Source organism: Phenylobacterium sp. VNQ135 (assembly GCF_049445735.1).
GTDB lineage: Bacteria > Pseudomonadota > Alphaproteobacteria > Caulobacterales > Caulobacteraceae > Phenylobacterium.
Map to the genome: position 1 here is coordinate 273719 of NZ_JBMSDS010000001.1, position 22444 is coordinate 296162.

At 69.7% G+C, this 22444-nt stretch carries 26 protein-coding genes; 6 read left to right on the forward strand and 20 right to left on the reverse strand.

Annotated elements, in window-relative coordinates; all coding sequences use genetic code 11:
- Positions 1 to 30: 30 nt before the first annotated feature.
- From ACO2Q0_RS01355 to ACO2Q0_RS01405, 11 genes are all read right to left on the reverse strand, one after another.
- A complete protein-coding gene (locus tag ACO2Q0_RS01355) occupies positions 31 to 687 on the reverse strand; it encodes a protein-L-isoaspartate(D-aspartate) O-methyltransferase (protein WP_423349677.1) in 657 nt (218 codons plus the stop codon).
- Between the two features lie 3 nt (positions 688 to 690).
- Positions 691 to 1464: a 5'/3'-nucleotidase SurE gene (gene surE / locus ACO2Q0_RS01360; RefSeq protein ID WP_423349678.1), complete on the reverse strand. Its 774-nt coding sequence runs from the start codon at positions 1462 to 1464 to the stop codon at positions 691 to 693.
- A complete protein-coding gene (gene serS, locus ACO2Q0_RS01365; protein WP_423349679.1) occupies positions 1461 to 2741 on the reverse strand; it encodes a serine--tRNA ligase in 1281 nt (426 codons plus the stop codon). Before serS ends, surE begins: the two co-directional genes overlap by 4 nt.
- A gap of 58 nt (positions 2742 to 2799) precedes the next feature.
- Complete coding sequence (tatC, locus tag ACO2Q0_RS01370) at positions 2800 to 3687, reverse strand: twin-arginine translocase subunit TatC (RefSeq protein WP_423349680.1); 888 nt, start codon at positions 3685 to 3687, stop codon at positions 2800 to 2802.
- Positions 3684 to 4184, reverse strand: coding sequence for a Sec-independent protein translocase protein TatB (tatB, locus tag ACO2Q0_RS01375; protein ID WP_423349681.1), 501 nt, complete (start codon positions 4182 to 4184; stop codon positions 3684 to 3686). The genes tatC and tatB overlap by 4 nt, the downstream gene beginning before the upstream one ends.
- A gap of 73 nt (positions 4185 to 4257) precedes the next feature.
- Complete coding sequence (tatA, locus tag ACO2Q0_RS01380) at positions 4258 to 4470, reverse strand: twin-arginine translocase TatA/TatE family subunit (protein ID WP_423349682.1); 213 nt, start codon at positions 4468 to 4470, stop codon at positions 4258 to 4260.
- Positions 4471 to 4578: 108 nt separating this feature from the next.
- Entirely contained in the window at positions 4579 to 5229 is a 651-nt protein-coding gene (scpB, locus tag ACO2Q0_RS01385; protein ID WP_423349683.1) for an SMC-Scp complex subunit ScpB, read from the reverse strand.
- The gene (locus ACO2Q0_RS01390) at positions 5226 to 6047 is read right to left on the reverse strand and encodes a segregation and condensation protein A (protein ID WP_423349684.1); all 822 of its coding nucleotides are present in this window, start codon (positions 6045 to 6047) and stop codon (positions 5226 to 5228) included. The genes scpB and ACO2Q0_RS01390 overlap by 4 nt, the downstream gene beginning before the upstream one ends.
- The gene (nagZ, locus tag ACO2Q0_RS01395; RefSeq protein WP_423349685.1) at positions 6044 to 7045 is read right to left on the reverse strand and encodes a beta-N-acetylhexosaminidase; all 1002 of its coding nucleotides are present in this window, start codon (positions 7043 to 7045) and stop codon (positions 6044 to 6046) included. Before nagZ ends, ACO2Q0_RS01390 begins: the two co-directional genes overlap by 4 nt.
- Positions 7042 to 7839, reverse strand: coding sequence for an SPOR domain-containing protein (locus ACO2Q0_RS01400; RefSeq protein ID WP_423349686.1), 798 nt, complete (start codon positions 7837 to 7839; stop codon positions 7042 to 7044). Before ACO2Q0_RS01400 ends, nagZ begins: the two co-directional genes overlap by 4 nt.
- 130 nt (positions 7840 to 7969) lie before the next feature.
- Entirely contained in the window at positions 7970 to 9148 is a 1179-nt protein-coding gene (locus ACO2Q0_RS01405; protein WP_423349687.1) for a deoxyguanosinetriphosphate triphosphohydrolase, read from the reverse strand.
- Between the two features lie 99 nt (positions 9149 to 9247).
- Between ACO2Q0_RS01405 and erpA the strand changes: the two genes are divergently transcribed.
- Complete coding sequence (erpA, locus tag ACO2Q0_RS01410) at positions 9248 to 9580, forward strand: iron-sulfur cluster insertion protein ErpA (protein WP_423350508.1); 333 nt, start codon at positions 9248 to 9250, stop codon at positions 9578 to 9580.
- Here the strand turns inward: erpA and ACO2Q0_RS01415 are convergent.
- Genes ACO2Q0_RS01415 through ACO2Q0_RS01425 form a run of 3 tightly spaced genes read right to left on the reverse strand, consistent with a single transcriptional unit; the run spans position 9577 to position 11017 of the window.
- Positions 9577 to 10032, reverse strand: coding sequence for an SRPBCC family protein (locus tag ACO2Q0_RS01415; protein WP_423349688.1), 456 nt, complete (start codon positions 10030 to 10032; stop codon positions 9577 to 9579). The genes erpA and ACO2Q0_RS01415 overlap by 4 nt on opposite strands.
- Positions 10029 to 10367, reverse strand: a complete 339-nt coding sequence (locus tag ACO2Q0_RS01420; RefSeq protein ID WP_423349689.1) for an ArsR/SmtB family transcription factor — start codon at positions 10365 to 10367, stop codon at positions 10029 to 10031. Before ACO2Q0_RS01420 ends, ACO2Q0_RS01415 begins: the two co-directional genes overlap by 4 nt.
- On the reverse strand, positions 10364 to 11017 hold the full coding sequence (locus tag ACO2Q0_RS01425) for a glutathione S-transferase family protein (protein WP_423349690.1): 654 nt from the start codon (positions 11015 to 11017) through the stop codon (positions 10364 to 10366). The genes ACO2Q0_RS01420 and ACO2Q0_RS01425 overlap by 4 nt, the downstream gene beginning before the upstream one ends.
- Positions 11018 to 11132: 115 nt before the next feature.
- On the opposite strand from ACO2Q0_RS01425, the gene xth reads away from it, so the two are divergent.
- The 3 genes from xth to ACO2Q0_RS01440 are packed head-to-tail and all read left to right on the forward strand — an operon-like array spanning position 11133 to position 13360.
- Positions 11133 to 11927, forward strand: coding sequence for an exodeoxyribonuclease III (gene xth / locus ACO2Q0_RS01430; protein ID WP_423349691.1), 795 nt, complete (start codon positions 11133 to 11135; stop codon positions 11925 to 11927).
- A gap of 46 nt (positions 11928 to 11973) precedes the next feature.
- Positions 11974 to 12615, forward strand: coding sequence for a hypothetical protein (locus tag ACO2Q0_RS01435; RefSeq protein ID WP_423349692.1), 642 nt, complete (start codon positions 11974 to 11976; stop codon positions 12613 to 12615).
- A gap of 52 nt (positions 12616 to 12667) precedes the next feature.
- Positions 12668 to 13360 (forward strand): NnrU family protein, encoded by a 693-nt coding sequence (locus ACO2Q0_RS01440; protein WP_423349693.1) that lies wholly within the window; start codon positions 12668 to 12670, stop codon positions 13358 to 13360.
- Here ACO2Q0_RS01440 and ACO2Q0_RS01445 read toward each other — a convergent pair.
- The 4 genes from ACO2Q0_RS01445 to ACO2Q0_RS01460 all read right to left on the reverse strand — a co-directional run bounded on the left by ACO2Q0_RS01445 (position 13357) and on the right by ACO2Q0_RS01460 (position 17485).
- A complete protein-coding gene (locus ACO2Q0_RS01445) occupies positions 13357 to 14046 on the reverse strand; it encodes an aspartate/glutamate racemase family protein (RefSeq protein WP_423349694.1) in 690 nt (229 codons plus the stop codon). The two genes, ACO2Q0_RS01440 and ACO2Q0_RS01445, sit on opposite strands and share 4 nt — an antisense overlap.
- A gap of 10 nt (positions 14047 to 14056) precedes the next feature.
- Positions 14057 to 15898, reverse strand: coding sequence for a dihydroxy-acid dehydratase (ilvD, locus tag ACO2Q0_RS01450; protein WP_423349695.1), 1842 nt, complete (start codon positions 15896 to 15898; stop codon positions 14057 to 14059).
- Positions 15899 to 16061: 163 nt separating this feature from the next.
- Complete coding sequence (locus ACO2Q0_RS01455; RefSeq protein ID WP_423349696.1) at positions 16062 to 16418, reverse strand: globin; 357 nt, start codon at positions 16416 to 16418, stop codon at positions 16062 to 16064.
- Positions 16419 to 16561: 143 nt separating this feature from the next.
- Positions 16562 to 17485, reverse strand: coding sequence for a Gfo/Idh/MocA family protein (locus ACO2Q0_RS01460; RefSeq protein WP_423349697.1), 924 nt, complete (start codon positions 17483 to 17485; stop codon positions 16562 to 16564).
- A gap of 107 nt (positions 17486 to 17592) precedes the next feature.
- Here ACO2Q0_RS01460 and ACO2Q0_RS01465 point away from each other — a divergent pair, with 107 nt between their 5' ends.
- Both ACO2Q0_RS01465 and ACO2Q0_RS01470 read left to right on the forward strand, forming a co-directional pair.
- Positions 17593 to 18594 (forward strand): NADP-dependent oxidoreductase, encoded by a 1002-nt coding sequence (locus ACO2Q0_RS01465; protein WP_423349698.1) that lies wholly within the window; start codon positions 17593 to 17595, stop codon positions 18592 to 18594.
- Positions 18595 to 18645: 51 nt separating this feature from the next.
- Entirely contained in the window at positions 18646 to 19548 is a 903-nt protein-coding gene (locus ACO2Q0_RS01470) for a cobalamin biosynthesis protein CbiG (RefSeq protein ID WP_423349699.1), read from the forward strand.
- A gap of 7 nt (positions 19549 to 19555) precedes the next feature.
- Here the strand turns inward: ACO2Q0_RS01470 and ACO2Q0_RS01475 are convergent, their stop codons facing one another.
- Both ACO2Q0_RS01475 and ACO2Q0_RS01480 read right to left on the reverse strand, forming a co-directional pair.
- Complete coding sequence (locus tag ACO2Q0_RS01475; protein WP_423349700.1) at positions 19556 to 20911, reverse strand: MATE family efflux transporter; 1356 nt, start codon at positions 20909 to 20911, stop codon at positions 19556 to 19558.
- 117 nt (positions 20912 to 21028) lie between these two features.
- Entirely contained in the window at positions 21029 to 22414 is a 1386-nt protein-coding gene (locus ACO2Q0_RS01480) for a class II 3-deoxy-7-phosphoheptulonate synthase (RefSeq protein WP_423349701.1), read from the reverse strand.
- Positions 22415 to 22444 lie beyond the last annotated feature (30 nt).

A 22444-nucleotide genomic window follows, 5' to 3' on the forward strand; every position in this document is an offset into this window, starting at 1 on the left:
CCCGCAATCCGCCGCAGCCTGTGGACGGCCTCAGAGTTCCTTGGCCACGCCGTCCAGGAGCGGCACGAAGCGGACGTCGATGAGGTCTTCGACCTCGAAGCCGCCCTTCCCGTCGCCGACATAGCGGCGAAGGCTCTGCACCGGTCCCTTGCCCACGGGCGCGACCAGGATCCCGTTCGGCTTGAGCTGCGAGAGCAGAGCCTTGGGCTCGCCCGGCGCCGCCGCCGTGACCATAATGCGGTCGAAAGGCGCCTGCTCGGGCCAGCCCTCCCCGCCGTCGCCGAAGCGCGTGATGACGTTGGTCAGGCCCAGTTGCTTGAAGCGGCCCTCCGCTTCGCGCATCAGCGTGCGGTAGCGCTCCACGGTGTAGACCAGCCGCGCCACCTTCGAGAGGATGGCGGTCTGGTAGCCGCTGCCGGTGCCGATCTCCAGGACGCGGTCGCGGCGATCGACCTTCAGCGCCTGGGTCATCAGGCCGACGATGAACGGCTGGCTGATCGTCTGGCCGCAGGCGATCGGCAGGGCCGAATCCTCGAAGGCGCGCTCCTTGAACAGCTCGGGCGTGAACAGTTCGCGCGGCGTGGTCTCGATGGCGTTCAGCACCTTGGCGTCGCTCACGCCCTGCGAGCGGAGCGCGAGGATCAGCCGGGCCATGCGGGTCTCGGCGGTGTCTTCAGGCTCGGCCATCGCTCAGACCTTGGGCGGGGCCCCGCCCAGCTTGCCCTTCAGGTCGTGGACCGCGGACATGTGGGAGAGGTCGATGTGCAGCGGGGTCACCGAGATCTTGCCCTCGTAGAGCGCGCGCAGGTCGGTGCCCTCGGGCGGGCTGGAGCGCTCCTGGCGAAAGCCGATCCAGTAGTAGTCCTTGCCCCGCAGGTCGGTGCGCTTCTCGGCATGGCGCACGTGCACGTCGCGGAAGCCCTGCTTGGTGACTTCCACCTCCGTGATCTGATCGACCGGGGTGTTCGGGAAGTTGATGTTGATCACCACGTCCGACGGCCAGCCGATCTCCACGAGGCGCTTGATGATCCCCGGACCATAGGCCTCGGCGGGCTCGAAGCTGTTGCCGGGCTCGTAGAAGCCCATCTGGCTCAGGGCGATGGACGGCACGCCCAGGGCCATCCCCTCGATAGCGCCGGCCACCGTGCCGGACATGGTCACGTCCTCGGCCAGGTTGGCGCCGCGGTTCACGCCGGACAGCACGAGGTCCGGCTTGCCGCCTTTCACCAGCTCATGGACGCCTAGCATGACGCAGTCCGTCGGCGTGCCCGTGGTGGCGAAGCGGCGCTCGCCCAGCGTCCTCACCCGGATCGGCTCGGCCAGCGTCAGGGCGCGGCTGGCGCCCGATTGCTCGTACTCCGGCGCGCAGATCCAGATGTCGTCGGTGAGCTCGGCGGCGATCCGCTCCAGAGCGGCCAGGCCGTCGGCGTGAATCCCGTCGTCGTTGGTGATCAGGATCCTCATTGCGCGCCGCCGATGTGGGTGATGCCTGGCAGGTAGGGCTTCAGCGCGTCAGGCATCGCGATGCGGCCGCCCTCGTCCTGGTAGTTCTCAAGGATGGCCACCAGCGTGCGGCCGACGGCCAGCCCGGATCCGTTCAGCGTGTGGACGAACCGGGTGCCCTTCTCTCCCGCCTTCTTGGCGCGGGCGTTCATCCGACGCGCCTGGAAATCGCCGGTGTTCGAGCAGGAGCTGATCTCGCGGTACTTTTCCTGCGACGGCAGCCAGACCTCGAGGTCGTAGGTCTTGCGCGCCCCGAAACCCATGTCGCCCGTGCACAGCAGCATGGTGCGGAACGGCAGCTCCAGGCGCTTCAGCACGGCCTCGGCGCACTCGGTCATACGCTCGTGCTCGGCCTCGGACTGCTCGGGCGCCGTCACGGAGACCAGCTCGCACTTGATGAACTGGTGCTGGCGGATCATGCCACGGGTGTCGCGGCCGGACGCGCCCGCCTCCGACCGGAAGCAAGGCGTCAGCGCGGCGAAGCGCAGCGGCAGTTCCTCCTCCGCGATGATCTGGTCCATGACGAGGCTCGTCAGCGGGACCTCCGCCGTCGGGATCAGCCAGCGGCCGTCGGTCGTCTGGAACAGGTCCTCGGCGAACTTCGGCAGCTTGTCGGTGCCGTACGCGGCCGCATCGTTGACCAGCAGCGGCGGGGCGACCTCGGTGTAGCCGTGCTCCCCCGTCTGCAGGTCCAGCATGAACTGGCCCAGCGCCCGTTCGAGCCGGGCGAGCTGGCCCTTCAGCACGACGAAGCGGGCGCCGCTCATGCGGGCGGCGGCCTCGAAGTCCATCAGGCCCAGGCCCTCGCCCAGGTCGACGTGATCCTTCGGCGCGGCGATGGCCCGGGGGTGGCCCCAGCGGCGGACCTCGACGTTGTCGTGCTCGTCGCCGCCTTTCGGCACGTCGGGGAACGGGATGTTCGGCAGGGACGACAGGATGGCCTTCAGGGCCTCTGAAGTCTCGCGCTCGACCTCGGCCTGCTCTTCCAGCGTCCTTTTCAGGCCTTCCACCTGCGCCATCAGGCGCTGGGCTTCCGCCTCGTTCTTCTGGGCCTTGGCCTGGCCGATCTTCTTGGACGCGTCGTTGCGCTCGGCCTGGGCGGTCTGCAGCGTCGTCTGGGCGGCGCGCAGCCGCGCGTCCAGTTCGAGGATCTCGGCGACCTTGCCCGACGAGCCTTTCTGCGCCCACGCGGCTTCGTAGAGCTCGGGGTTTTCGCGGATGGCTTTCAGGTCGTGCATGGGGCCCGCTTGTCGCTTGAGCGGCCCTGTCTAGAGCGCGTCGATACGGGCGCCAAGTTTAGGTGGCGACGATGTCGCGGCTTTCGTCGTCCCTGGCGCGGCGCAGCTCGATCAGCTTCACGCAACCGATGGACACGAAGTAGAGGGCGACGATCGGTAGGGCGAGCAGGAGCTGGCTGATCGGATCGGGAGGCGTGACGATCGCCGCCACGACGACGACGGCGAAGACGGCGTAGCGCCAGCCCTTCCACAGCATCGAGGAGTTCACCAGCCCCGCCATACCCAGGAGGGTGAGCACCACGGGCAGCTGGAAGCACAGGCCGAAGGCCAGGAGCAGCGTGGTCACCAGCGTCAGGTAGTCCGACACCTTGGGCAGCAGCTCCACCGCCACGCCCGCCGCGCCGACGATCTGCTGGCTCAGGGAGAACCACAGGACGAACGGCAGGATGATGAAATAGACGAGCGCCGCCCCCATCAGGAACAGCAGGGGCGCAGCCAGCAGGAACGGCAGGAAGGCGCGACGCTCACGCTTGTAGAGACCCGGCGCGACGAAGGCGTACACCTGCCAGGCCAGCACCGGGAACGTCAGCACCACCGCGCCGAAGCCGGCCAGCTTCAGCTTGGTGAAGAAGAACTCCAGCGGGGCGGTGAACACCAGGCGCAGGTTCTCGCCGTCGACAGCGGGCGCGTCCTTCAGGCCCACGAGCACGAACAGCAGGTCGAACGGCCCCGCCGAATGGCCGCCCTTGGACGCCGCGAACATCTCGGCCGCGACCTGGAAGGGGTGCAGAAGCACCGTGTAGATCTGGGTCGAGAAGCCGAAGCAGATCGCGAAGCCCGCCACGACGGCCAGCACGCAGATGATCAGGCGCTTGCGCAGCTCGATCAGGTGGTCGAGCAGCGGGGCGCGCGAGGCCTCGATTTCGGACTCGTCGTCGTAGCTCATTCGACGATCTTCTTGGCGCGCGGGCGGGCCTTGGCCTTCGGCTTGGCCGGAGCCTTCGCGACGGCGGCCGCGCCCTTGGGCTTCGCGGGCGCACGCTTGCGCGTCGGCTTGGCCGGCTCAGGGGGCGCGTCGGGCTCGGGCAGCGGCGGCTCGGAGGTCTGAGCGTACTGGTAGCTCATGGGCGGGTGCATCTGCACGCCGACGTCCGACAGACTGTTCTCGATGTCGCTGACGGTTTCCCGATAGCTGTTGTCGCTGATCGACAGATCGGCGAACTGGCCCCGCCGCATCGCTTCGACTTCCTTGCGCAGGTCGTCCAGCTCCGACTGCCGGGCCATCTCGTCGAAGCTGGCGCGGAACTCGTTCGCCATGCCGCGCACCTTGGCCATGAACTGGCCGAAGCGGCGAAGCAGGACCGGCAGGTCCTTCGGCCCGACCACGATCAGCGCCACGATGGCGATGACCAGCAGCTCGGAGGCGCCAATCTCGGGAAGCATGCGGGTGGCCTAAACGGATGCGCCGGCCGCGATCAAGCGGGCCGGCGCGGAAAAGTCGAGAACCGCGTCAGCGTCAGCCTGCCGCGCTGTCCTTCTTGCGGGTCTTCGGCAGCGGCTTTGCCTCGGCCTCTTCGGTCTCGTCAGCCTCGCCTTTCAGGCCCTCCCGGAAGGCGCGGATGCCCTTGGCGGTGTCGCCCATGAGCCCGGAGATCTTGCCGCGGCCGCCGAACAGCAGCGCAGCGACGACCACGATCAGAAGGATGTGCCAGATGCTAAGGGCGCCCATGCGCGAAAACTCCCTGAACGGCTCCGCGGCCCCGACGCCGCCCGTTCGCCAATCTCAGGCGGGTATATAGTCCGAGGCGGCCCGCCACGCCAACGGCGACGAAAGCGCCTATGTCTCTTCCTCGTCCTCGCCCACGAAGTCCACGTGGAATTCGGGCGGCTCGCCCAGGTCCAGCAGGTCCTCGTCGGGCGCCGGATCGGCCGGGTTCGGCACGGTGAAGTCCGCCGGGATGTCGAGACTGAGGAGCCCGGCGGCCTTCATCTCGGCCATGCCGGGAAGATCGGCGAGGTTCGCCAGTCCGTAGTGCTCCAGGAAGGCGTCCGTCGTGCCGTAAGTCACCGGCCGGCCCGGCGTGCGCCGGCGACCGCGCATCCGCACCAGCCCGAGCTCCAGCAGCACGTCGAGGGTGCCCTTGCTCGCCTGGACGCCGCGGACCGCTTCGATCTCGGCCCTCGTCACCGGCTGGTGGTAGGCGATGATGGCCAGCGTCTCCTGGGCGGCCTTGGAGAGACGGCGCGGCTCGTCCCGCTCCTCGGTCATCAGCCAGGCGAGGTCTTCCGCCGTCTGGAAGCGCCAGCCGCCGGCGATGTTGGCCAGCACGACGCCGCGGCCGTCGTAGAGGGTCGCCAGCGCCTCCAGCGCGCCGGCTACATCGGCGCCCTCAGGCAGCCGACCGGACAGATCCTCCAGCGTCAGCGGGCCGGCGGCGGCGAACAGCAGCGCCTCGACCTCGCGCGCGGTCTCGCGGCGGTCGGTCATGCGCGCGCCTCCGCCCCGCCCTGCCGGGCCCGGAGGTAGATGTCGGCAAAGGCTTCGAGCTGCTTGGCCTCCAGCGCGCCCTCCTTCACGAGCTCGAGGCTCGCCGACAGCGTCGACGCGACGTAGGAGGCGCGGCTCGGCATGTTCTCGATCGCCGGCCCGAACGGCGCCACGCCCGTCAGCGGCGTCCAGCGCTCCAGGTCGGGCAGCAGGCGGCGCAGGCGCTCGCGGGCGTCTTCCAGCGGATACGCCTTGGGGACCATGGGCGTGTAGTGCCGCTGGGTCTCCTTCTTCCGCTGCTCGATATAGGCGCTCATCAGCGAGTAGAGGTCGCCCTCGATCTTGCCGGACGGAATCACCTTGATGGCGTCGGGATCCCCACGCGCGAAGACCTGCTGGCCGAGCTGCGGCCGCATCTTCAGCGCCTCGGCGGCGTTGCGCATGGCCTCCAGCTTGGCCAGGCGGAAGGCGAGCCGCGCGGCCATCTCCTCGGCCGGCGGCTCCTCGGCCTTAGGCCGGTCCGGCTTGGGCAGCAGCAGGCGCGATTTCAGGTAGGCCAGCCACGCCGCCATCACGAGATAGTCCGCGGCGAGGCTGAAGCGACGCCGGCGGGCCTCCTGCACGAACGCCAGGTACTGTTCGGCGAGCTTGGTCACCGACAGCTTCAGCAGGTCGACCTTCTGGCTTCGCGCCAGCGCCAGCAGGACGTGCAGGGGGCCTTCATAGCCCTCGATGTCGACGATCAGGGCCTCGCCGTCCTCCACCGCCTGGTTGACGGCCGCGAAGTCCAGGCTCGGCTGGAAGCCCTTGGCGCTCACCGGAACGCGTCCTCGAAGCGGGCGACGGCTTCGGCGTGGTCCAGCGGCTCGGGCGCGCCGGGGATGCGCGACAGCGCCGCCCTCGCCCGCTCGGCCGCCCGGCCTGAAAGCTCGCTGGTCCCGTCGATCACCGCCCGCATCTCGGCCATATCGCCGTTGCAGTGGAGCACGACGTCGCAGCCGGCCGCCAGCGCCTGGGCGGCGCGGTCCTCCAGCGGCCCCGACAGCGCCTTCATCGAGAGGTCGTCGCACATGACTAGGCCGTCGAAGCCGATGGCGCCGCGGATCACCGCCTCGAACACCGCCTCGGACGTGGTCGCCGACTGGCTGGCGTCGACCGCCGCGTAGATGACGTGCGCCGTCATCGCCATCGGCATGTCCGAGAGCGCCCGGAACGGGGCGAAGTCGCGGGCGTCCAGCTCGGCGAACGAGGCCTCAACCACCGGCAGCTCCAGATGGCTGTCCGCCCTGGCGCGGCCGTGGCCGGGTATGTGCTTGACGATCGGCAAGACGCCGCCGGCGATCAGGCCTTCGCAGGCCGCGCGGCCCAGCAGGGCCACGTCTTCGGGCGTGTCGCCGTAGGCCCGGTCGCCGATGATCTCGTGGCCGTGCGGATCCGGCACGTCCAGCACCGGCACGCAGTCGACATTGATGCCGAGCGCCGCCAGGTCGTGGGCGATCAGGCGGGCGCCGAGGCGGGTCATCTCGCGCCGCTGCGGATGCGGCAGCGCGCCATAGGCGCGGCCGGTGGGATAGGCGCGCCAGTGCGGTGGTCCCAGACGCTGGATGCGGCCGCCCTCCTGGTCGATCAGGATCGGAGCGTCGGCGCGCCCGACCGTCTCGCGCAGAGCTGCGGTGAGCCGCTTCACCTGGGCCGGCGTGTCGATGTTGCGCGCGAAGAGGATGAAGCCCCAAGGCCGTACGTCGCGGAAGAAGGCGACCTCCTCCGCGGTCAGCTCCAGGCCCGAACAGCCGAGGATCGCGGCCGAGACGCTCACCGGACGAAGCAGCTCTTCCCGGCGGCCTTCAGGCGGTTGCAGAAGGCCGCGGCGTCCTCGCGGCTGGCGAAGCCGGTCACGGCGGTGCGGTACAGCGTGCCGCCGTTGCGCTCGATCTTCTCGACGCTCTTGCCCTTGCCCGAGCCGCCCGCGATGCCGACGGCCTCGCTCCAGGCCTTGTCGGCCAGGGCGATGGACGACACCGCGCCGATCTGGACGACGGCCCCGCCCGACTTCGCGGCCGGCGCGGCGGCGGCCTTCGTCTCCGGAGCCTTGGGCGCCGGAGCCTTGGCCACCGGCGCGGGCGCGGCAGGCGTCGGCGTGGGCGCGGCCTTCTGGGCCGGCGGCGGCGCAGGCTGCTGCGCCGGGATCGTCGGGCGCATGGCCGGCGGCGGCGCGGCCTGCTCCGTCACCACCACCGGCGTCGTCGGCGCGGGACGCGGCTGGGGCTCCTCGGGCGGCGGCGTGAAGGTCGGCGGCGCCGCCTCGGCGGGGCCGGACCCGTCCGAACGGTAGATTTGGAGGCCGGCCGCGGGATCGGTCGGCTGGGCGCCGGCAGGCGCGGCCTCCTTCATTCCGGCGACGGGCACGCCCACCGTCTGCGGCGCATCGCCGGCCTGGCGCACGCCCGAGCGGTAGAAGACGAAGATCGCCGCGACGAGGCCCGCGAGGACCAGGACGCTGATGATCAGCGTGAGCGGAACCGGCCGCGCGCCGCGCACCGGCTGGCGGGCGTCGAACGACAGGGGCGCGTCGGTGGGAGGCGTATAGGCGCCGCGCTCGTGGTCGGACATCGCGTGAGGCTCCGAGAATCTTGGCGCGACCCGAATCGCGCGGAATCAACGGCAGTCTAGCGAAGCCTGGGCTCCGCAAGCGCCTGCGGGAGCCATTTTCTGTGGGCGATGCGCGGCGGGAATGCGGCGGCTAGCCCCAGACCTCCAGGTGGAAGAGCTTGCGGTGCTCCTCGATGGCGAAGCGGTCCGTCATGCCGGCGATGTAGTCGCAGACCACCCGGGCGCGTCCGGCCTCGTCGCGGCCCTCGGTCTTGGCCTGCCATTCGGTGGGCAGGACATCGGGCTCGGCCATGAAGAGCTGGAACATTTCGGCCAGGATGCGGCGCGCCTGGCTGCGCGTGCGGTTGACGCGCCAGTGGCGGTACATGCGGTCCATCAGGAAGGCCCGCAGCACCGCCAGGTCCTCGACCATGTCGCGCGAGAAGGCGACCGTGGCCTGGCCGAGGTTGCGGACGTCCTCGGCCGACCTGATGCCGCCCTCCTCCACCCGGCGCCGGGTTTCGACCATCACGTCGTCGACCATGGCTCCGATCATCCGGCGGACGGCTTCCAGGCGAATGATCGACTGGTCGCAGTCGGGATAGTCTTCCATCGCCGAGCGGACGTGCGGTCCGATGAGCGGCACGTCCAGGAGTTCCTTCAGGAAGAACAGGCCGGCCGAGACCCCGTCGTCCACGTCGTGGTTGTTGTAGGCGATGTCGTCGGCGAGCGCCGCGACCTGGGCCTCCGCCGACGCCCAGCCCGAGAGGCGCAGATCGTACTCGCCGTCGAACTCGGCGATGGCCCGCCAGGACGGCTTCTCCAGCTTATCGGTCACCGGACCGTTGTGCTTGATGACGCCTTCCAGGGTCTCCCAGGTCAGGTTCAGGCCGTCGAAGCGCGGGTAACGCCGCTCCAGCTTGGTGACGACACGGAAGGTCTGAACATTGTGGTCGAAACCGCCGAAGCCGCGCATCTGGATCTGCAGTTCGTCCTCGCCGGCGTGGCCGAACGGCGGGTGGCCCAGGTCGTGGGCCAGCGCGATCGTCTCCGCCAGGTCCGCATCGAGCCCCAGAGCCGTGGCGATCGAGCGGGCGATCTGCGCCACCTCCAGGCTGTGGGTCAGCCGAGTGCGGAAGTGATCGCCCTCATGGGCCACGAAGACCTGGGTCTTCTCCTTCAGGCGACGGAAGGCCGTGGCGTGGATGATCCGGTCCCGGTCGCGGGCGAAGGGCGTGCGCGTGCGGCTCTCCGCCTCCGGGACCTTCCGGCCGCGGGAGCGCGTCGGATCTTCGGCGAAAGGAGCCGTCGGGGGATTTGTGGCGGCCATCAAACCGTTCTTGAAACTCTGGCCTCTTGGTCGAGACCGCACGAAACCTCATATAGTCCAGGCCGCTATATCGTTTAACAGGCGATGACCACGAGGCTCATGACCACCCAGGACGTCACGCTCTCCCCCGCCGCCGCCGAGCGGATCCGCGCGATCGGCCAGGCCGAGGGCCGGCCTCTGATGCTGCGCGTGGCCGTGGAAGGCGGCGGCTGCTCAGGCTTCCAGTACCAGTTCGAACTGACCGAACAGCCGCAGGAAGACGACCTGAAGGTCGAGCGGGACGGGGCCGCCGCCCTTGTGGACGTAGTCTCGATGGCCCTGCTGAAGGGCTCGGAGATCGACTTCGTCGACGAACTCGCCGGCGCGGAGTTCCGCATCCGCAACCCCAACGCCAAGTCGAGCTGCGGCTGCGGCGTGAGCTTCTCGATCTAGACCAGCACGGCCCCGAGCTTCTCCATCAGCCAGCGGGTGCCCTCCTCGCGGCTGCCGGCGTCGTCGTAGCCGTCGAGGAACGCGCCCTGCTCCGTCATGACGAGCCGCGTCCCTTTCCCGTCCGGGTGGAACTCGATGGTGGCGAGCGAGACCGACAGCTTCACGCCATTCATCCACATGTCGTAGGCGTAGATGATCCGTTCGTCCGGGATCACTTCGAAGTAGCGGGCCTGGAAGTCCGAGACCTTACCGCCGGGGTGCTTGCCCCACAGGCGTTCCGAGCCGCCCGCACGGAAGTCCATCGAGCGCTCATAGATCTCCGTGCCCTCAGGTCCATCGAACCATTGGGCCTTGGCCTCGGGCGTGGCCCAGGCTGCGAAGACGCGCTTCGGCGCCGCCGGATAGCGGCGCTCGATGCAGAAGGTCGCGTGGACGACGTTGCGTTGGCTCATGAGGGCTCCTCCGGCATGTCGGGGTTGGCGGCCAGATATCCGCCGAGGCGGTCCAGCCGCTGCTCCCAGGCGGTGCGGCGCGCGTGGATCCATTGCTCGGCGCGACTGAGCGCGGTGGGCTCGATGCGGCAGGTCCGCACACGGCCGACCTTCTCCGAGGCGACGACGCCCGCGGCTTCGAGCACGCCCAGGTGCTGCACGACGGCCGGCAGGCTCATGTCGAACGGCCGAGCCAGGTCGCTGACCGAGGCCGGCCCGCGGCTCAGGCGCTCGACGATGGCCCGCCGCGTGGGATCGGCCAGCGCCTGGAACAGGGTGTCGAGGTTCGGGGTCACGCCGCCTTCCGGCCCGGGAACATGTGCCAGACGGGTTGGGCCTCCTCCAGCGTGCGGGCGAAGGACGGCCGCGCCTCCAGACGGTCGAGATAGGCCGCTAGCGTCGGATGGGTGGCGCGGAACGGCAGAACCTTGTCGGCATAGAACAGGGAGGGCGCGGCGGCGCAGTCGGCCAGGGTGAAGCCATCGCCCGCAGCCCAGGTCCGGCCGGCGAGCTCGCCTTCCAGCCAGTCGTAGCTCTTGGCCAGCAGCGCGTCGGCCTGGGCGACGCCCACCGGATCCTCGCCCCCGCGGAAGTTCTCGGCCACAATCCGGGACATCGGCTCCATGACGTAGCTGTCGAACACGCGATCCAGAAGCCGCACGCTCAGCGCCGCCTCCGGGTCCGCCGGAATGAAGCCGGCCTCCGGCGCGTGGAAGGTCTGCAGGTATTCAATGATGACGCTGGTCTCGGCGACCACCCGGTCGCGACTCGTGTCCTCCAGCACCGGGATCTTGCCCAGCGGCCAGCGGGCGTAGTGCGCCGCCCGCGAGGCCTCCTCGTAGAACGCGACCAGCTTCGCCTCGAATGGCAGGCCCGTCTCGTAGAGGGCCACCTTGGCCTTCCAGCAGAACGACGACAGCGGGTGCTCGTGCAGGATCAGGGTCATGGCGGCTCTTTCACTTAAGTCATTGCTTAAGTATCAGCGGACGGCGGGCCGCGCAAGCCATTGAGCCGAAGCGCCCGCGCCACTAGCTTCCGCTCCACCTGAGCCGGAGCCCCTGATGCGCATCGCCACCTGGAACGTGAACTCGGTCAACGCGCGCCTGGAGACGGTGCTGCGCTGGTTCGAGGAGGCGAAGCCGGACGTCGCCTGCCTGCAGGAGATCAAGTGCGTCGACGAGAAGTTCCCCGCCGAAGCCTTTGAACGGCTTGGCTATAACATCGCCGTCCATGGCCAGAAGAGCTACAACGGCGTGGCCATCCTCTCGAAGCAGCCGCTGGAGGACGTGACCCGCGGCCTCCCCCATTTTCCCGACCTGGGTGAAGAGACCGACGAACAGGCCCGCTATCTGGAAGCTGTCGTGTCGGGACCCCAGCCGGTTCGGGTGGCGTCGATCTACCTTCCGAACGGCAATCCCGTGGGGACCGAGAAGTACGCCTACAAGTTGGCCTGGATGGCCCGCCTGCACCGCCACGCCCAGCACCTTCTGGCGCTGGAGGAGCCGTTCGCCCTGGTCGGCGACTACAACGTCATCCCCGAACCGCGCGACGCCGAGTTCCCGAAGAACTGGGTCGACGACGCTCTCTTCCAGCCTGAGAGCCGCTCAGCATTCCGGGCGCTCAAGAACCTGGGCCTGACCGAAGCCTACATGCAGGCCGACGGGGCGCCGGGCGCCTACACGTTCTGGGACTATCAGGCCGGCGCCTGGCAGCGGAACAACGGCATCCGCATCGACCATGCCCTGCTCTCGCCCCAGGCCGCCGACCTGCTGCGGGGCGCATCGATCCATCGGGACGTCCGGAGTTGGGACAAGCCCTCGGACCACGTGCCTCTGGTCATCGAACTGGACGTCTGAAGCTCGGCCATAGGCCGACTCGCCCGTTCGGGCTTACGCTGTCGCCATGGACGACATCGGGCGGCTCATCGCGCTGATGGCGATCGCGGGCGCAGCCTTCACGGTGCTGGGCGCCGCGTTCGTCTGGTACCTGGAGGACGGCCGCCGGATTCGCCGCAGCCTCAAGAAGGTCCTGCGCGCCGAGCCGCACGCCCTGCTGATCGGAGGCGGAAAAGGCGTCGGTTTCGACTTCGGCGCGAACGTCGTGGCTGTCACCTGGGATACCGGCGCCTGGTGCCTGGAGTATCGGATCGACGAGCTGATGGGGGCCGAGCTGATCGTCGACGGCCAGGTGGCCGCCCGCACCCATCGCGGCGAGCAGCGCCGCCCGCTGGACCAGTTCTCTGGCGCGCAGGAGCACGTCCGCCTGCGCTTCGTCTTCGACGACACCGCCTATCCCGACTTCATCCTCGACCTCTGGACGGCGGCCGATCAGAGCCGGCGCAAGGCGGCGACCGCTGCCGAGACGGTCCAGGAGGGAAATCGGTGGATCGCCCGCATGGAGTCCCTGCTCCGCCGCCCCGCCCCGCGCCGCGGTTCGACGCTCGCGGTCGAGACGCCGAAGGTCCAGGCCGCCGCGCCGCCGCCGACCGCGGACGCCGCCTTCGATGACGACGTGGATGACGAAACGCCGGACCACGCTGCATAAGTTGACAGTGTAAATTTAAGACGTCACCTTCCGGCCGAAACGGGAAATCGCCATGACCAGCCTGATCGCCGCCGCTGTCGTCTTCGTGCTTATCCACCTCCTGATCTCAGGCACGCGGGTCCGCGACGCGCTGGTGCTGAGGATGGGCGCCGGCCCCTACATGGGCCTCTTCTCCCTCGCCTCGGCGGCGGTGCTGGTCTGGCTGGGCTTCGCGTTCGGCGAGGCCCGCGTCTCGCCGGTGAACGAGGCGCTGTGGGGGGTGACGCCCGCGACGCGGCACATCCAGCTCCTGATCCAGCTCGTCGCCGTGCTGTTCATCGTGGTCGGCCTCACCACGCCCAATCCCACGAGCGTCCGGCAGGAGGGCGCTCTGGATCGCCCCGACGTCGTGCGCGGCATGCTGCGCGTCACCCGCCATCCCTTCCTTTGGGGCGTGGCCATCTGGGCGCTTGGCCATCTGCTGGTGAACGGCGACGCCGCGAGCCTCGTGCTGTTCGGCTCCATGCTGGCGCTGGCGCTGTTCGGCACGGCTAGCATCGACGCCAAGCGCAGGCGGGTGCTGGGCGCCAAGTGGGACGCGTTCGCCGTGCAGACCTCGAACGCGCCGTTCCTGGCCATCGTCCAAGGCCGTCAGCGGCTGAGCCTTGGCGAGATCGGCTGGTGGCGGATCGCGCTGGGCGTCGTCATCTGGGCCGCCCTGCTTTGGGGCCACCCGTACATCACCGGCGTCGCCGCCCTGCCCTAGCTCAGCGCGAAGTCCACGGCGGTTTCGCAGTGGACGAGGGTCGTATCGACCGTGGGCACGTCCAGATCGTCCTGGCTGAGCAGCAGGCCCACCTCGGTGCAGCCGAAGATGACGCCGTCGGCGCCCGCGGCGCGGCCCTTGGCGACCATGGCGAGCGCCTCGGCCTTCGACTCCGGTCGGATCACCCCCTGGCAGAGCTCGTCGTAGATGATGGCGTGCAGCCGCGCGCGGTCGGCCTCGTCGGGCGTCAGGGGCTCGAGGCCCGCGGCGACCAGGCGGTCCTTGTAGAACGCCTGCTCCATGGTGAAGCGCGTGGCCAGCAGCAGCGGGCGGCGCACGCCCCTCGCCTTCAGCGCCTGGGCCGTCGCGTCGCCGATATGCAGGAACGGGACCGAAACCGCGCCCGCGATCACCGGCGCGTTCAGGTGCATGGTGTTCGTGCAAAGCACGATGGCGGCGGCTCCCGCCTGCTCCAGGCGCCGCGCGCCGTCGGCGAGGATGCGGCCGGTCTCGTCCCACTGACCGTCGGCCTGCAAGGCCGCGATCGGCGCGAAGTCGACCGACCAGATCAGCAGGTCGGCCGAGTGCAGCCCGCCCAGCCGTTCCCGGACAAGGCGGTTGAGCTCGCGGTAGTAGATCGCCGTGCTCTCGGCGCTCATCCCGCCGAGCAGACCCAGCGTCTTCATCCGGCAGATCCTAGGACAGCTTGCTCACGTCGCGCACGGCGCCCTTGGCGGCGCTGGTGGCGAAGGCGGCATAGGCCTTCAGCGCCGTGGACACCTTCCGCGGCCGCGGATTGGCGGGCTGGAAGCCCTTCGCCGCTTGCGCCGCGTGGCGTCGGTCCAGCTCGTCCTGCGGCACGGCCAGATGGATCGTGCGCCTGGGGATGTCGATCTGGATCCGGTCGCCGTCCTGCACCAGCGCGATCAGCCCGCCCTCGGCGGCTTCCGGCGAGACGTGGCCGATGGAGAGGCCCGAGGTGCCGCCCGAGAACCGGCCGTCGGTGATCAGCGCGCAGGCTTTGCCGAGACCCTTCGATTTCAGATAGCTGGTCGGATACAGCATCTCCTGCATCCCCGGCCCGCCGCGCGGCCCCTCGTAGCGGATCACCACCACGTCGCCCGCGACCACCTTGCCCGTGAGGATCGCCGAGACGGCGTCGTCCTGGCTCTCATAGACCTTGGCCGGGCCTTCGAAGACCAGGATGGATTCGTCGACGCCCGCCGTCTTCACGATGCAGCCGTCGAGGGCGATGTTGCCGCTGAGGACGGCCAGGCCGCCGTCCTGCGAGAAGGCGTGCTCGGCGTCGCGGATGACGCCGGCCTCCCGGTCAAGGTCCAGGTCTTCCCACCGGCGCGACTGGCTGAACGCCGTCTGGGTGGGCACCCCGCCCGGCGCGGCCTTGAAGAAGGTTGCGACCGTCTCGCTGTTGGTCTGGCGGATGTCCCAGCGGGCGATCGCCTCGGCCAGGCTCGGCGTGTGCACGGTCGGCACGTCGGTCTGCAGCAGGCCAGCGCGGTCCAGTTCGCCCAGGATGGCCATGATGCCGCCGGCGCGATGGACGTCCTCCATGTGGACGTCGTTCTTGGCGGGAGCCACCTTGCAGAGGCAGGGCACGCGCCGCGAAAGCCGGTCGATGTCCTCCATCGTGAAGGGCACTCCGCCCTCAGCCGCGGCGGCCAGCAGGTGCAGCACGGTGTTGGTGGAGCCGCCCATGGCGATGTCCAGGCTCATGGCGTTCTCGAACGCCTTGAAGCTGGCGATGGAGCGCGGCAGCACGCTCTCGTCGCCCTGCTCGTAGTAGCGGCGGGTGATGTCGACGATCAGGTGGCCGGCCTCGAGGAACAGGCGCTCGCGGTCGGCGTGGGTGGCCAGGACCGAGCCGTTGCCAGGCAGCGACAGGCCCAGCGCCTCGGTCAGGCAGTTCATCGAATTGGCCGTGAACATGCCCGAGCAGGAACCGCAGGTCGGGCAGGCCGACCGCTCGATGGTCTTCACCTCCTCGTCCGAGACGCTCTCGTCGGCGGCGGCGACCATGGCGTCGATCAGGTCGAGGGCGACCTCCTTGCCCTTGATCACCACCTTGCCGGCCTCCATCGGCCCGCCCGAGACGAACACCGAGGGGATGTTCACCCGCATCGAGGCCATCAGCATGCCGGGGGTGATCTTGTCGCAGTTGGAGATACAGACCATGGCGTCGGCGCAGTGCGCGTTGACCATGTACTCGACGCTGTCGGCGATCAGTTCACGGGACGGCAGGCTGTAGAGCATCCCGTCGTGGCCCATGGCGATGCCGTCGTCGACGGCGATGGTGTTGAACTCCTTGGCGACGCCGCCGGCCCGCTCGATCTCGCGGGCGACGAGTTGGCCCAGGTCCTTCAGGTGGACGTGGCCCGGGACGAACTGGGTGAAGGAGTTCACCACCGCGATGATCGGCTTGCCGAAGTCCGCGTCCTTCATGCCCGTGGCGCGCCACAGGCCGCGGGCGCCGGCCATGTTCCGGCCGTGGGTGGAGGTGCGGGAGCGGTACGCGGGCATGCTTAGTCCTGGCGGCGACGTGTCGAAGCTGGGTTCCCATACGCCGACCGGCCGGCGGTGGCCAGTCGACGGCCCCGCCCCGCGACGCATTCGTTGCGCGTGCGAGCCGGGAGGGCGGACCTAATAGCGCCGACCGCGACAGGAAAGGGGCCGCTTTGGAAAATCATGCCCCTTTTGCGATCAAAGCGTCGATGCGCCGCAAGCGCTCGTCCCACGCCGCCTGGGTTTCCGCCGTCCAGCCGTCAGCCAGGATCTCCCGGCAGGTCTCCATCACGACGGGGAAGAACCGGCCGAACGCCTCGGGCGGCACGTCGAAGCCCTCGTGGCTCACGCGCTCGGCGCGGATGAAGTTCTCGGCGTAGGCCCCGTCGAGGTCGAGCAGGCACTGGATCGCCACCGCCAGCATCTCGCCACGGATGGAGCCGTTGGCGTCCCGCCAGAACAGCGGCTCCACCTCCGGGAAGGCCGCGAACAGGCGGGCGTAGATCTGGGGCGCGGGATCGCCGACCCGCTCCGCCACCTGCTCCAGAGACTCGGCGACCGGGTCGCTCAGAGGGATTTCTCGATGGCGTCGGCGCCCTGCGAGTCCAGCGGATCGGTGCGCACGATGGTGTTGTGAGCGCGGGACACGGCGGCTTCCTCCGGATGCGAACGCTAACGCCCTTACGCCGCGTCTTCCAACGCCTGTTCCACGGCGATGGCGAGATCCAAGGCGCGGATCGCGTCCTCGGCCGTGACCACCGGGCGGGGCGCCTCGCCACGCACCGCCTGAAGGAACGCCTCGACGCTGGCGCCCAGCGGGTCGGCCGCGGCAGGCGTGTCGGCGAAATCCGGATTCAGGGCGAAGGGCGTGGTGTTGCGGAAGGTGCGGGCCACGAAGTCGATCTCGACCTCGCCCGAGGGATAGACCACCCGCATCGTACGCTTGCGGGCCCCGGCCACGCGCGAGACGTCGAACAGGGCCGTAAGGCCGCTGTCGAAGCTGACCTCGGCCCGGGCCTGGTCCCAGACGCCGCTTGCGCCCAGGCGCCCCTCGCCTTCCGCAGTCACCGGCTCGGCCGTGGTGATGGCGAGCGCCAGATCGATGTCGTGGACCATCAGGTCGAGGATCGCCGAGACGTCGCGGCTGCGGTCGGACGGCGGCCCGTGGCGGAGGGCTTCAAGCAACACCGGCTGTTCCGGCACGTCCAGCAGGCCCATGGCGCGGAACACCACCCGCTCCTGGTGGCCGCAGGCGACGACGAGGCCCTGCTTCGCCGCCGCCGCGCGGACCTTCTCCGCCTCGGCGACGCTGACGGCGATCGGCTTCTCGATATAGACCGGCTTGCCCGCCGCCAGCACCGCCAGCGCCTGCTCGGCGTGGAACGTGGCCGGCGACGCCAGCGTGACCACGTCCACCGCATCGAGGAAGGCTTCCAGCTCGTGAAAGGCGCGTCCGCCCAAGGGAACGGCGACCTGGGCCGCCCGCTCCGGGTGCGAGTCCAGCACCGCCGACAGCGTCACGCCCGGCAGGCGCGCGTACTGGCGGGCGTGGTAGCCGCCGAACACGCCGGCGCCGATCACGCCGCCTCTCAGGGTCTCAGTCATGGACTCCCCTTCGTCTGGGCGCGGCGGGCCTAGCATGCTCCGGCGGCTCGACGCCACCCGGCCGCCCGGCTAAACAAGCGTTTGAACCAGACGGATGGGAGGAAACCATGACCGCCGCACGCGAGATCCGGCTGAAGAGCCGCCCCAAGGGCCTGCCCACTCACGACAACTTCGAACTGGTCAGCGTCGACCTGCCGCCGCCGGGGCCCGGCCAGGCGCAGGTGCGGAACCTCTGGATGACGGTCGACCCGTACATGCGCGGCCGCATGAACGACGTGAAGAGCTACGTCCCGCCGTTCGCCCTGGGCGAGGCGCTGCAGGGCGGCGCGGTCGGCGAGGTGGTGGAATCCAACGATCCCAGCCTGAAGCCGGGCGACCTGGTGCAGTCCATGCTGGGCTGGCGCGAAGCGTTCAACGCCCCGGTCGGCGCGCTGCAGAAGCTGGATCCCCAAGGCCTGCCGGTGCAGGCGTTCCTGGGCGTGGCGGGCATGCCGGGGCTGACCGCCTACGCCGGCCTGCTACGGGTCGCCAGTCTGAAGGACGACGACGTGGTGTTCGTCTCGGGCGCCGCCGGCGCCGTGGGCTCGCTGGTCTGCCAGATCGCCAAGGCCAAGGGGAACACGGTGATCGGCTCGGCCGGCGGACCTGAGAAGGTGGCGTTCCTGAAGTCGATCGGGGTGGACCATGCCATCGACTACAAGGCCGAGCCCGACCTGACGGCGGCTCTGGCCCGCGTGGCGCCGCAGGGCATCGACGTCTATTTCGACAACGTCGGCGGCGATCACCTGGAAGCCGCCCTGAACGCCGCCCGGCCGTTCGCCCGCTTCGCCGAATGCGGGATGATCTCGATGTACAACGCCAAGGAGCTGCCGCCCGGGCCGCCGAACCTGGCGCTGATCGTCGGCAAGCAGATCCGCATCCAGGGCTTCATCGTCTCTACCCACGCCGATCTGCAAGGCGACTTCCAGCGCGACCTCGTGGGCTGGATCCGCGATGGCAAGGTGACGTGGAAGGAGACGGTGTTCGAAGGGATCGAGCGCGCGCCCGACGCTTTCCTCGGTCTCTTCACCGGCGAGAACCTCGGGAAGATGCTGGTCAAGCTCGCGTAAGGACGGCGGACGGCGTAGAACGGCGGCTCCAGCTTCCAACCGGAGTCCGCCGTGCCGCGCCTGTTCAGCGCCTATGTGATCGTCGACTGGAGCGCGGCGGCCAAACCGACCACCGGGGCGGACTCCATCTGGATCGGCGTGCTCAAGCGCGACGTGCGGTTCCGGCTGGCCTTCGAGAGCTACAACCCGCCGACCCGGGCCGAGGCCGAGAAGCGGCTGACCGCCATCCTCGACGACCGCAAGAAGCACGGCGAGCGCGTGCTGCTGGGCTTCGACTTCCCCCTGGGCTTCCCGCGCGGCTTCGCGGCGGCGCTGAACCTGCCGGGCGACCAGCCCTGGCGCGCGGCCTGGGACCAGCTCGACAAGATGGTCAAGGACAAGGCCGACAACACCAACAACCGTTTCGGCGTCGGCTCCGAGATCAACCGCCGCCTGACCGGCGGCCCCTTCCCGTTCTGGGGCTGCCCGCCCAAGGACGCGCTCACCACCCTGCAACCCAAGCGCACCCGGGCTCACGGTCCCGACGACCTGCCGGAGTTCCGGCATGCGGACTTGGCGGCCAAGGGCGCGGCCTCGATCTGGAAGCTCTACTACAACGGCTCCGTCGGCGGTCAGGCGATCCTGGGCATCCCCTTCGTGCGGCGGCTGAAGCTCGCGCGCGGCGAGGCCGTCCGCGTCTGGCCGTTCGAGACCGGCTTCAAGGCGCTCACCGAGGCCGATCTTGCAGGCGTCGACGTGGTGGCGGCCGAGGTCTATCCCTCGCTGCTGAAGGTCCAGCCTGGGCCCGGCGAGGTGAAGGACCTGGCGCAGGTGCGGGCGACCGCCGAGCACTTCGCGAGACTGGACGAGCAGAACAAGCTGGCTGCCCTCTTCGGCCCGCCGAAGGATGCCGCCGCCGACGTCGTCCTGGACGCCGAACGCGAGGAAGGCTGGATCCTGGGCGCCGGAGCCTAGCGGCCCCTCAAAGGCCGCGGCGGCTCAGCAGCCAGAAGCGGCCGAGCAGCAGGCCGCCCGAGACGAAGCTCGCCACGATCACCGCCCAGACGATGCCGTTGATGCCCAACTTCAGCGGGATGGCCAGCCAGTAGGCCAGCGGCATCATGATCAAAATATAGCTGGCGAGGTGCGTGAACGTCGGCAGCCAGACGTCGCCCCGCGCCCGCAGCGCCTGGGCGGCCACCACCTGCAGGGCGTCCGGGAAGAAGAACAGGCACGACAGCACCAGCGCCGGCGCCGCCATGGCGATCGTCGCCGCATCCTTGGTGTAGCCGTGGCTGATCAGGTCCGCAGTCGGCCAGATGACCAGCGAGACGATCAGGCCGAAGACGGCGGTGACGGCGAACGAGACCGCCCCGCCCCGGGTCACGGCCGCGGGATCGCGCGCGCCATAGGCCTTGCCCACCAGCACCGCCGCGCCGGTCGCCAGGCCCAGCGGGACCATGAAGACGATGGCCGCGACGTTCAGCACGATGGCCCAGGCGGCGACCGCCAGGCCGCCGATCCAGCCGGCGATGACGTTCATGCTGGCGAAGGCCGAGACCTCGAGGAAGTTGGACGCTCCCGCGCCATAGCCGATGCGCCGCTGCTCCGCCTCCGCCGCCCGGTCGCGCTCGGGCTTGGCGAAGACGCCGAGCGCCCTCGCTTCGGGCAGGGTGGCGATGAAGGCCAGCATGGCGAGCGCCAGGAAGGTCCGCGCGCCGAAGGTGCCCCACGCCGCGCCGACCGCGCCCATGGCGGGCAGGCCGAAGGTCCCCGGCACGAACAGCAGCACGAGACCGAGGTTCACGACGTTGGCCGCCCACATGGCCCAGGCGGCGGGGCCCGGCCGCTGCAGGCCCTCCAGCCAGAAGCTGGCGGCCACGCTCACGGCGTAGGGCGTCAGCGACAGCGAGAAGACCATCAGGGCGCGGGTGGCGCCGTCGGCCAGGTCCTTCTCCAGGCCGATCACGTGCAGGAACGGCGGGCCGACGATCGCCAGGAGCACGGTCGAGGCGACGCCAAGCCAGAAGCTGTAGGCGAGACCCCGGCGCAGCACTGCGCCGGTGCGCTCGCGACGTCCCTCGCCGATGGCGCGCGCGGTCATCACCTGCACGCCGATCAGCAGGCCCACCAGTGCGGTCAGCACGACGCTGGTCGGCGCCCAGCCGAGCGCGTGGTAGCCGAGCTGCCGCGCCGAGAACCGGCCGACGACCACGGCGTCGGTCAATCCCATCGTCATGATGCCCAGGCGCGCGAGCACCACCGGCCCCGACAGCTTCAGGAGCTGGGTCAGGTCGGCGCGGACGAGCGAAGGGTTCTGGGCCGCGGCGCGGTCCATGACGAGGTTCCGGGATGTCAAAGAGGCGCGGACACTGCGCCGCCCTGCCCGGCTGGGCAAGAGCGGCGGCAGCGCCGTTAACCGTCTGTGCGCAAGCGTGGCCGTGGGGCCACGGCCCTAGATGTTGACCGCCGCTCGCTTCGAGAGGTCGACCCGGTCTTCCTTCAGCTTCTCGGCCACCAGGAAGGCCAGCTCCAGCGCCTGCTCGCCGTTCAGCCGCGGGTCGCAGTGCGTGTGGTAGCGGTCGGCTAGGTCGCCTTCGGTGAGCGCGCGGGCGCCGCCCAGGCACTCGGTGACGTTCTGGCCGGTCATCTCCAGGTGCACGCCGCCGGGGTGGACGCCCTCGGCCTTGCAGGTGTCCACGAAGCTGCGGACTTCCGACAGGATGCGGTCGAACGGCCGGGTCTTGTAGCCGGTCGCCGCCGTCAGCGTGTTGCCGTGCATCGGGTCGATCGCCCAGACCACGTTGCGGCCGCCCGACTTGGTGGCGCGCAGAAGGCGCGGCAGGCGGTCCTCGATCTTGTCGTAGCCGAAGCGGCCGTAGAGCGTCAGCCGGCCGGCCTCGTTCTTCGGATTGAGCACGTCGATCAGGCGCAGCAGCTCGTCCGGTTCCAGCGTCGGGCCGACCTTCAGGCCGATCGGGTTCTTGATGCCGCGGAAGAACTCGATGTGGGCATGGTCGAGCTGGCGCGTGCGCTCGCCGATCCACAGCAGGTGGGCCGAGGTGTCGTACCATTCGCCCGAGGTGCTATCGACCCGGGTCATGGCCTCCTCGTAGCCCAGCAACAGGCCCTCGTGGCTGGTGAAGAACTCCACCCGGTGCATCTCGGGATGGGTCTCGGGCGTGACGCCGATCGCCGCCATGAAGGTCAGCGACTCCGAGATCTTCTCGGAAAGCTCGCGGTAGCGCGCGCCCTGCGGGCTGTCGTTCACGAAGCCCAGGGTCCAGCGGTGGATGTTGTAGAGGTCGGCGTAGCCGCCGCCCGCAAAGGCGCGCAGCAGGTTCAGGGTCGCCGACGACTGGCCGTAGGCCTGGATCAGCCGCTGCGGGTCCGGCATCCGGGCCTCAGGCGTGAACTCCATGCCGTTGATGTTGTCGCCGCGGTAGCTCGGCAGCTCGACGTCGCCGATCTTCTCCACCGGCGAGGAACGCGGTTTGCCGAACTGGCCGGCCATGCGACCCACCTTCACCACCGGCTTTCCGCCGGCGAAGGTCAGCACCACCGCCATCTGCAGGATCAGGCGGAAAAGGTCGCGGATGTTGTCCGCGTGGAATTCCTTGAAGCTCTCAGCGCAGTCGCCGCCCTGCAGCAGGAAGGCGCGGCCCTCGGCCACGTCGCCGAGAAGGCTCTTCAGTCGCCGCGCCTCGCCCGCAAACACCAGCGGCGGCATCTTGCGAAGGGTCTGCTCGACACGCGAAAGCTCGGCCGCATCCGGATAATCGGTCGGCACGTGCTTGGCGGGTTTCCCTCTCCAGGATGCGGGCGTCCAGTGTTCGGTCATGGCTCCTACTCCGCGCCGCGGAACATCAGG